Annotated in this window: 7 protein-coding genes and 1 riboswitch; of the genes, 1 reads left to right on the forward strand and 6 read right to left on the reverse strand. The window is 74.5% G+C overall.

Going from position 1 to position 9,571, the window contains the following annotated elements:
- Positions 1–16: 16 nt before the first annotated feature.
- The 6 genes from atzF to ACZDWJ_RS07450 form a co-directional block, all read right to left on the reverse strand.
- Entirely contained in the window at positions 17–1,612 is a 1,596-nt protein-coding gene (gene atzF / locus ACZDWJ_RS07425; protein ID WP_463520293.1) for an allophanate hydrolase, read from the reverse strand.
- Complete coding sequence (locus ACZDWJ_RS07430; protein ID WP_463520294.1) at positions 1,609–3,564, reverse strand: 5-oxoprolinase/urea amidolyase family protein; 1,956 nt, start codon at positions 3,562–3,564, stop codon at positions 1,609–1,611. The genes atzF and ACZDWJ_RS07430 overlap by 4 nt, the downstream gene beginning before the upstream one ends.
- On the reverse strand, positions 3,564–4,184 hold the full coding sequence (locus ACZDWJ_RS07435; RefSeq protein ID WP_463520295.1) for an urea amidolyase associated protein UAAP2: 621 nt from the start codon (positions 4,182–4,184) through the stop codon (positions 3,564–3,566). Before ACZDWJ_RS07435 ends, ACZDWJ_RS07430 begins: the two co-directional genes overlap by 1 nt.
- Positions 4,181–4,894 (reverse strand): DUF1989 domain-containing protein, encoded by a 714-nt coding sequence (locus ACZDWJ_RS07440; RefSeq protein ID WP_463520296.1) that lies wholly within the window; start codon positions 4,892–4,894, stop codon positions 4,181–4,183. The genes ACZDWJ_RS07435 and ACZDWJ_RS07440 overlap by 4 nt, the downstream gene beginning before the upstream one ends.
- On the reverse strand, positions 4,891–6,450 hold the full coding sequence (locus tag ACZDWJ_RS07445; protein WP_463520297.1) for an amino acid permease: 1,560 nt from the start codon (positions 6,448–6,450) through the stop codon (positions 4,891–4,893). The genes ACZDWJ_RS07440 and ACZDWJ_RS07445 overlap by 4 nt, the downstream gene beginning before the upstream one ends.
- A 53-nt stretch (positions 6,451–6,503) precedes the next feature.
- Positions 6,504–6,609, reverse strand: a riboswitch (guanidine-I (ykkC/yxkD leader).
- A gap of 83 nt (positions 6,610–6,692) precedes the next feature.
- Entirely contained in the window at positions 6,693–7,955 is a 1,263-nt protein-coding gene (locus ACZDWJ_RS07450) for a vanadium-dependent haloperoxidase (protein WP_463520298.1), read from the reverse strand.
- 427 nt (positions 7,956–8,382) lie between these two features.
- On the opposite strand from ACZDWJ_RS07450, the gene ACZDWJ_RS07455 reads away from it, so the two are divergent.
- The gene (locus tag ACZDWJ_RS07455; RefSeq protein ID WP_463520299.1) at positions 8,383–9,543 is read left to right on the forward strand and encodes an RtcB family protein; all 1,161 of its coding nucleotides are present in this window, start codon (positions 8,383–8,385) and stop codon (positions 9,541–9,543) included.
- Positions 9,544–9,571: the final 28 nt, after the last annotated feature.

Raw genomic sequence — 9,571 nt, forward strand, 5'->3', positions numbered from 1 at the left:
CCCCATATGGATTGCGTCAACAGGTCTCGAGGTAGGCCCTCCAGCCGCCGTGGACGGTGAGGTCGCGCTCGGGACGGGCGGCGTCGGCGGTGCAGACGAAGCCCAGCACCTGCTCGCCGTCGGCCAGGTCGAGCGGGCCGAGGGCCAGCGGCGGGGCGATCGTCGCCGCGAAGCCGCCGAGCGCCGCGGCGGGCAGCGCCCACACCTCCACCTCGACGCCCGGGGCGTTGTGGCCGGGCCCCTGATCGACGCCGCCCGGCACCCGGGTCAGCCCCGGGCGCGGGAGCGGGCCGTCGACGAGGAACATCCGGTAGTCCGCCGCGGTGCGGGTGGTGCGCACCAGCCGTCCGCCCCGCGCCCGGAGGTCCGCGTTGAGGGGCTGCCCGCTGAGGTGCGCGCCCGCGACGGCCACGAGCAGCTCGTCGGCCGGCGCCGACACCGGATCCGCCTCGCCGCCCCAGCGCGCCCCGAGGGTCGCCACGACGTCGTCGCCGCCCGCCGGCGCCAGGAGCTGGACGCCGAACGGGAGGCCGTCGAGGCGTCGCGGACCGGGCACCGCGATCGCGCAGAGGTCCAGCAGGTTGGTCATGTTGGTGAACGAGCCGAGCCGGGTGTTGACCCCGATCGGGTCGGCCGCCACCTCGGCCAGGGTCGGGTGGGTCGGGGTGACGGGCAGCAGCAGCGCGTCGATGCTCGCCCAGGCCGGCTCGGTGCGACGGGCGAGCTCGGCGAGCCGGGTGAGGTCGGCGAAGGCGCGGTCGGCGGTGATCGTGGCGCCGCCGCGGACGATGGCGCGCACGGTGGGGTCGACGGCGGGATCGTCGTCGAGGGCCTCGCCGAAGGCCAGCCAGCGCTCGGCCAGCCAGGCGCCGGTGTAGAGCAGTCGGGCGGCCTCGAGGAACGGCTCGAGGTCGATCGGCACCAGGGTGCCGATGCTCGCCGCGTGCTCGAGCGCGGCCGCCCAGGCGTCGGCGTGCTCGCCGTCGAGCTCGAGCGCCGTCGCCGGGACGCCGAGGCGCGGCGTCGCCGGGACGCGCCGCTGCTCCAGGCGTCGGGCATGGGGGTCGGCGGCGTCGAAGCCGACCATGACGTCGTAGGCGCGGCGGGCGGTGGCGACGTCGCGGGCGAAGACCGTGACGCAGTCCAGCGAGCGGCAGGCCGGCACCACGCCGCGGGTGGAGACCAGGCCGCGGCTGGGCTTGATGCCGACGATGCCGTTGAACGCCGCGGGCACCCGGCCGCTGCCGGCGGTGTCGGTGCCGAGCGCGATGTCGGCCTCACCGCCGGCCACGGCGACGGCGCTGCCCGAGCTCGAGCCGCCGCTGACGTGGAGCGTGGAGTCGACGGCGTGCGGGGCGCCGTAGGGCGAGCGGGTGCCGACCAGGCCGGTGGCGTACTGGTCGAGGTTGGTCTTGCCGACGACCACCGCGCCGGCCTCCACGAGCCGGGCGACCGCCGGCGCGTGGGCCGCGGCGGGCTCGGTGCGGCGGGGGTCGGCGGCCGTGGTGGGCACTCCCGCGACGTCGATGTTGTCCTTCACTGCCAGCCGCAGCCCGTGGAGCGGGCCGGGCACCGCGGGCGCCGGCTCGAGGCGTCGGATCCAGGTGCTCATGCGCCCCACCGCTCCCGCTCGGCGACGAACGCCGCGTGCCGGCGTGCGCGCAAAGTGCCGATCTCTGCGGCGTGCGCGGCCTCGAGCGCCCGCACCTCCTGCACCGAGAAGGTGGCCGGCGTGGCGTGCAGGTCGGATCGTCCGGCCGTGACGTCGGCCCGCGCGTCGGCGAGCTCCTCGGCCGAGACCGGGGTGAACCGGAGCCGGTCGAACTGCCGCAGCAGCCACGGCTGCGGGTCGCGCTCGGAGAGCCGCCACACCGGCACCGTCCGGCCGACGAGCTGGTAGCCGCCGGGGCCCTCCATGCCGTAGACGCACAGGTAGATGCCGCCGATGCCGACGGCGTTCTGCGGCGTCCAGGTGCGGGCGGGGTTGTACTTCGTGGTGACCAGCCGATGCCGCGGGTCGATCGGCACCGCCACGGGCGCGCCGAGGTAGACGTCGCCGAGCCCGACCACCAGGTAGGTGGCCGCGGTGACGACGTCGAAGACCTCGTCGCGGGCGTCGAGGTCGTTCATGCGGCGGATGAACTCGACGTTGTCCGGGCTCCACGGCGCGTCGGGCCGCACGGTGTCGTAGCGGCGCATGGCCTCGTGGGCGGCCGGGTGGTCGAAGGCGATCGGCAGCGTGACGGTGCGGGCCGGCAGCACCGCGGTGGCGGGATCCTCGACCTCGTCGGCCAGCGCGTCGAGCAGGTCGGCCAGGCGCTGCAGCGGGAGCCGCTGCTGGTCGACGGCGACCAGCAGGGAGCGCACGCCCTCGACGATCTCGACGACGCCCTCGGGCCGCTGGGCGCGCAGGGCGCCGGCGAGCAGGTGGATCCACACCCGCACCGTCAGGTCGAACTCCATCGGCCCGGCCTCGACCAGCAGGTGCCGGTCGCCCGAGGCGCGGATCGTGAACGCCGGGTGGTGCCCGGAGGCCTCACGGCTCGCGAGGGCCGCGGGACGGCTGGTGCCGACCGGCGCGGTCACGATGCGGGCGACCGGCTCCGGCTCGGAGGGGTGCTCGAGCAGGGAGTCGCGGGCCCGCTGGGCGGCGACCGCCGCCTGTGGCGTCACCGGCTGCAGACGGACGGCGTCGCCGGGACGCAGCTGCCCGAGCATCCAGCGGTCGGCCTCGATCGTCACGGCCGCGACGACGAAGCCGCCCAGCGAGGGGCCGTCGACGCCGACGATCACCGGGGTGTCGCCCGAGAGCATGATCCCGCCGACGGGGTAGGCGGAGTCGTGGAGGTTGGAGGGGTGCAGGCCGGCCTCGCCGCCGTCGCTGCGCGACCACGCCGGGATGGGACCCAGCAGCCGGACGCCGGTGCGGTCGGCGCGGTGGTCGACGGTCCAGGTGGTCGTGAGCAGCTCCTCGACGCCGGCCTCGGTGAGGTGGTCCGGTGCGCCGTGCGGGCCCGGGATCACCCGCAGCGTCCACTCGTGACCGAGCTCGGGCAGGCGGACCACGCGAGGCGCCCCCTGGTTGTGCAGCGGCCCGAGCGGCAGCACGTCGTCGTCGACGAGGGCGCGTCCCTCGTGGCCGCCGAAGCCGCCGAGGAGGAACGTCGCACGGCTGCCGAGCACGCGCGGCACGTCGAGCCCGCCGGCGATCGCGACGTAGCCGCGCATGCCGGGCCCCTCGAGCGGTCCGACGTCGAGCACCGCGCCGGCGCGCAGCCAGTGGACCTCGCCGCGCGGCAGCGGGTGGCCGTCGATCGTGGCGTGGGCCGCGGCGCCGCCCACGCAGACCAGGCGGTCCTGGTCGAGGCTGAGCACGGGCCCGGTGACGACGCACTCCAGACCGGCCGCGGACGGCGCGTTGCCCACGGCGATCGAGACCAGCGCGAAGCCGAGGTCGTCGAAGGCGCCTGACGGCGGCACCCCGACGTCCCAGTGCCCGACGCGGCTGCGGCCGTCCTGGACGGTGGTCTGCATCCCGGCGCGATGGAAGGTCACCTTCGCCATCACGCCCACCGACCGATCAGCCGCACCGGGGTGGGATCCCAGCCGTTGCACGGGTTGTTGAGCTGCGGGCAGTTGCTGATGAGCACCAGCAGGTCGCGCGAGGCGGTCAGCTCGACGTGCTTGCCCGGCGCCGAGAGCCCGTCGGCGAACTGCAGCCCGCCCTCGGGCGTCACGGGCACGTTCATGAAGAAGTTGATGTTGTGGCCGAGCTGGCGCTGCCCGATGCCGGCGGGCGCTCCGTAGCGCAGGAACGTCTGACGGCAGGCGTGCTGGTGACGCGTGTGCTCGCCGTAGCGGATCACGTTCGACTCCTGCGCGCAGGCGCCGCCGAGGGTGTCGTGACGCCCGCAGGCGTCGTCGGTGATGACGGCCAGCTCGTCGAGCCGCGTCGAGAGCAGCCGGGAGCCCGTGGTCAGGTAGACCGCCCCCTGCTCGCGCACCGTGTCGAAGGCGGAGTAGCGGTTGTCGACGTCGTGGGCGTCGTAGAGCAGGGTGTCGACGGCCTGGTTGCCGTGGAGGTCGACGATGCGCAGCGTCGCGCCCGCCGGCAGCTCCAGGAGCGCGCCGTCGCCGGAGCCGACCTCGAGGTCGATCCGCACGTCGTTCATCGTCGCGGTCATGCGAGGGTCCTCCGGCTCATCTCCAGGGAGCGGGCGGTCTCCGCGCGGAAGAGCACGCTCGGGTCGTCGGGCGTCACGGGCGCCGCGGGGGAGACCGCGACGCGCACGCCGGGCACCGCGTGGTCGTAGGTGGCCAGCGGGTGCTGGGCGGTGCTCAGCACCAGGAGGACGTCGACCTCCGTGCGCAGGACGACTGCGTCGCCCTCGCGGCTGTGGCCGGGCGTCCAGGCCAGCGACGCACGGGGGTCCTCGCCGATGCCGACGCGGGTGAACAGGTTGACGCAGCCGTGCAGGTCGGCCTCGCCGAGGCCGTGCTTGAACAGCTCCAGCAGCACCTCGGAGCGGCCCGAGCGACGCCACGCGTTGCGGTCGGCCTGGTAGCTGGTGGGGGCGAACCGCTCGAGGTGGACGTCCTGGCCGAGACCGGTGAGGCAGTCGTGCCAGTCGAGGGTGGAGGAGACCACCGTGGCCAGCGCGAGGCCGCGGTCGGACATCAGCGTCATGGGCGCGCGCACGCACGCCGACATCTGCGCCTTCATCGTGTCGGGCACGTTCATCCGGTCGAGCCGGTCGGTGCCGAAGAGCAGCAGGGACGCGTTCGCGTCGGGTCCGAGGGCGGTGAGCGTGATCAGATGGCCGGCGCGCACGACGGTCGACCAGGCGGCGTCGCCGGGCAGGTCGTGCTGATAGGCGGGAGTCGTCGCGCTCATGCGCCCTCCTCCGCGACCGTCGCGCCGAGGACGGGCGCCCGCGTCGGGAGCGGCTGGCCGATCGCGGCGTGGTAGGCCCGGCGCTGCACGGCGTAGGCGATCGCGCCGCCGATCGCGGTGAGCGCCAGGGTCAGCAGCGGCAGGTAGTGCAGGACCCAGCCCTCGTCGGCCGGGTCGTAGACCGCGGCCCGCGGCAGCGCGAGGTTCACCGTCATGGCGACGCCGTAGACCACGGCGAGCAGGTTGATCGGCAGGCCCAGGCGACCCAGGGAGAACAGCGGCCGGCCGTTCTCGTCCACGCCGTCGGGCAGGGCCTCGCCGCGCAGCCGGCGCACCAGCAGCGGCGCCGTCACCATCAGGTAGGCGATGTAGAGCAGCATGATGCAGACGCTGGCCAGGCCCAGGAAGAGGCCCGCGTTGCCGACGTTGACCAGCAGGCAGATCGCGGCGCCGACGCCGGGGACGACGGTGGCCAGCACCGGGGTGCTCGTGCGCGGGGAGACCCGGCGCAGGTGACGCGAGAACGGCAGGACGTCGTCGCGCGACATCGAGAACACCATGCGCGCCGCGGCGGTCTGGATCGCCAGGGTGCACACGCACACCGCGAAGGCGACGTCGAGGAGCAGCAGCCGGCCGACGGTGGTGCCGAGCTGGCTGGTGATGACGGAGGGGAGGCCTCCGACGCCGAGGTCGTCGGCGCCCAGGCTCGGCGCGGCCATGAGGGCGGCCACGATGAGGAACGCGCCGCCGAGACCGGAGGCGAGGACCGCGCGGATGATGGTGCGCGGCGTGGTGGCGCGCGGCTTGTGGGTCTCCTCGGCCAGCTCGCCGGCGCTGTCGAAGCCGACCAGCACGTAGGCGGCCATGAGGGCGGAGATGAGCAGCGGCACGACGTATCCGGTGCTCGCGTCGAGGTTCGTGGTGTGCAGCACCACCGACGGTCCGCGCTCGGCGTGGCCGAGCAGCAGGATGGTGAGCAGGACGACGCCGACCAGCTCGCAGGTGACGCCGACGGAGTTGACGATCGCGGTGATCCGCACCGAGACGGCGTTGAGGGTGGTGGTGGCCACCAGCAGCAGACAGCCGAGGAGCACGGCGTTGGCGGCGCCGTCGCGCGAGGCGAGGGCGGTGTCGGTGCCGATCACCTGGAAGCCGCTCCACACCGAGGGGAGCACGACCTGCAGGGCGATCGCCGCGGCCGCGACGGTGATCGTCTGCGCGAGGATCATCGTCCAGCCGGCCGCCCAGCCGAGCACCGAGCCGCCGAGCCGGCGGGCCCACTGGTAGATCGCGCCCGAGAGCGGATAGCGCGCCGCGAGCTCGGCGAAGCACAGCGCCACGGCCAGCTGGCCGACGAGGACCGTCGGCCAGGTCCAGAAGAAGGCCGTCCCGCCGAAGCCGTAGCCGAGGCCGAAGAGCTGGAAGACGGTGGTGAGGATCGAGACGAACGAGAAGCCCGCCGCGAAGGACGCGTAGGTGCCCACGCGTCGGGAGAGCTGCTGGCGATAGCCGAAGGTCCCGAGGTCGCTGGCGGCGATCTGATCTGCTGAGGTCATGGCTGCCTCCGAGTGATCGGCCCGGAGTGCGCACGGCATGCCGGGGCCTGGTGGCCTCCCGGGCTTTTGTCCCGCCGTGGAACGGAGCGTGCCGCTCCGCCTCCCCTCTCGGACCAGGCCCTCCGATCTCTCGGAGGCGGAACCCTAGGGGCGCCCCGCCGATCGTCGGCGGGTCGATCTCAGTGAAGCGAGCCGATGTTTCGTCTGCGACGACCTCGTGTGACAGGTGTGTTGCGGGCGGCTCAGAGGCCGATCTCGGAGAGGTGCGCGAGGCCGAAGCGAGCCACCTGCGCGCCGAGCCGCGCGCCGACCTCGTCGGAGTGACGGAAGTGCACGCCCTCCCAGACGCGAGCGTCGACGATCTCGCGGGTGATCGTGGCCCAGTCGTCGTAGAGCCGTGCCTGGCCGGGCAGGTTGGTGCTGCTGAGCGCGACGGTGGACGGCGCGCGCCGCCCGACGAGGGCGTCGAGCACGACCTGCTGCGCCCCGCCCTGCAGCGTGTGGCCGCTGGGGTACTCCGGGTGCTGCGGCGCGACCTCGAGCGAGGTCCAGGACGGGTCCTGCCGCGTCGGGCCCGTCGTGATCGCGGTGAACGGACGCCAGAAGAGGTAGCGGTACTTGGTGGCGGCCAGCTGGATCTGGGCGTCGACGCTGGTGACGTGCAGGACGGCGACGACGCGCGCCAGCTCGGCCAGCGACGCGCGGGGGCTGCCGATGAGCACCTGCCGGGTGATCTGCGCGGAGAACCCGGTGATGCCGGGATACCAGAAGTGCGCGACGGCCGTCTGCTCGGCGGTGCGCGGCCCGTCGACCCGCCCGAGGCGCGCGCTCTCGGCGAGGTCGCGCAGGTAGGTGGGGGAGTCCAGCTCCGGCGGCGGGCCGGGGTCGAGCTGGTCGCTGCTGCGGAGGAGGAACGGACGCGCCTTCGCCTGTCCGGCGCGCACCGCCGGCCGCGTGGCCGGCGGCGTCAGCTGCCACACGCCGGGCGCGGGCGCGGGCGGGGTGAACGGCGTGTTGACCGATGCGGTGTCGGTGCCGTCGTCGGCCCGCTCGGCCAGGACGTCGGCGGCCGCCTGCGAGCCGGCGACGATGCCGGCGGCGCGGGCGCTCCCGGCGGGGATCGAGGCCAGCGAGCTGGTGAGAGCGGCGTCGAGGGCGGCCTGCTGCGCGGGCACGAGCCGCACCAGCGTGTCGTGGAGCGCCTGGACGAAGGCCGCCGACGCGGCCGGTCCGCGGCGTCCCCTGGTCGCCCGGGCCGCTGCGAGCCAGGCCACCGCCCAGGTGCGGCTCTGGGTGATCGGCTCGGGGAAGGCCGCCGCGGCCACCGCGCTCTCGGTGAGCAGGTGCCAGCCGACGGCCAGCCCGGCGGGTGCGTCGGGGGCCGACGAGCGGTCCCGCGAGCCGTGGGCGGCGTGGGCCGGGGTGGCGGCGCCGAGCGTGAGGCCCGCGGTGCCGGCGGCGCCGACGAGCAGGGAGCGGCGGGAGGAGGGGAGCGGCGTCGTCATGGTGCGTCCTTCCGAGACAGGCGACAAAGACGATCGAGTCAATCGACAATGGCACGTTAGCAGGGCCGGTGAAAACGCGTTGCCGCCGTCCGCCTGCCTCCGTCACCCTGGTTCCGCGCGGCAGGGAGCCGCGCACCGACGCAGGACGAAGGACGCCGTGATGAACGCCGAGCAGAGGCAGCGACGAGAGGGCCATCGCCCGTCGTCGCGCTGCTCGTGCGTGCGCGTCCTCCAGGGCCTGCAGCCGCTCGGCTGAGGGCCTCCGCGCCCCCCGCGACCGTCGTCCCGACGGTCCTCGCACGTGCTGCGCCGGACGCGGCGACGTCCCGATCCTCCTGGGATCCGCTGCGTCGTCCCGGCGTCCAGCCATGCCGCCCAAGCCCGCCCATGCCCCGCATCACCACGACCATCAGAGAAGGAGAGATCAGTGGAGCACCTCGATCAGCGCCTCATCAGCTGGGCGTCGATCCTCGAGGACCAGACCCGCGCGCAGGCCGTGCGCACCAGCCGCATGCCGTTCGTCTTCCCGCACGTCGCGCTCATGCCCGACGCCCACCTGGGCAAGGGCGCCACGGTCGGCAGCGTCATCCCGACCCGGGGCGCGATCATCCCGGCGGCGGTCGGCGTCGACATCGGCTGCGGGATGACGGCCGTGCGCACCCAGCTCGTCGCCGGCGACCTGCCCGAGGACCGGTCGGCCCTGCACGCGGCGATCAGCGCGGCCGTGCCGCTCTCGGCCGGCGGCTACAACGACGCCGTCCGCTCGGCGTCCACGCAGGCGCGCATCGAGGAGCTCGAGGCGATGGCCGGCGCGGACCAGGCCGAGCGGATCGCGCCGGGCTGGCGGCTGCAGCTGGGCTCGCTCGGCTCGGGCAACCACTTCATCGAGGTCAGCCTCGACGAGGAGGACCGCGTCTGGCTGTTCCTGCACTCCGGCTCCCGGGGTGTCGGCAACCGGCTGGCCACCACGCACATCAAGGTCGCGCAGCGGCTGTGCGAGCGGCGCTGGATCCCGCTGCCCGACCCCGACCTGGCCTACCTCGTCGAGGGCGACCGGGAGTTCACCGCCTACCTCGAGGCGCTGATGTGGGCGCAGCGCTTCGCCCTGCTCAACCGGGCGGAGATGATGCAGCGCGTCGTCGAGTGCGTGGGGGAGTGGGCCGATGCGGTCGAGCGGCTCGAGGAGATCGACTGCCACCACAACTACACCGTGCGCGAGCGGCACTTCGGCCAGGACGTGTGGCTCTCCCGCAAGGGCGCCATCGACGCCGCCGAGGGCGTCCGGGGCCTGATCCCGGGGTCGATGGGGGCCGCGTCCTACGTCGTCACCGGTCGGGGGCACCCGGTCGCGCTGCGCTCGGCCCCGCACGGGGCCGGCCGGAGCCACTCGCGGGCCGCCGCGCGGCGGCTGTTCACCCGCGAGGATCTCGACGCGCGGATGACCGGCGTCGCCTGGGGGCGCTCGGACGCCTTCCTCGACGAGCACCCCGACGCCTACAAGGACATCGACGTCGTCATGCGCGACGCCGAGGACCTGGTGACGATCGACCACACGCTGCGCCAGATCGTCAACGTCAAGGGCGACTGAGGCGGATGCGTCCCACGGCGTCGACCCG

The organism is Nocardioides sp. B129/18 (assembly GCF_055282735.1).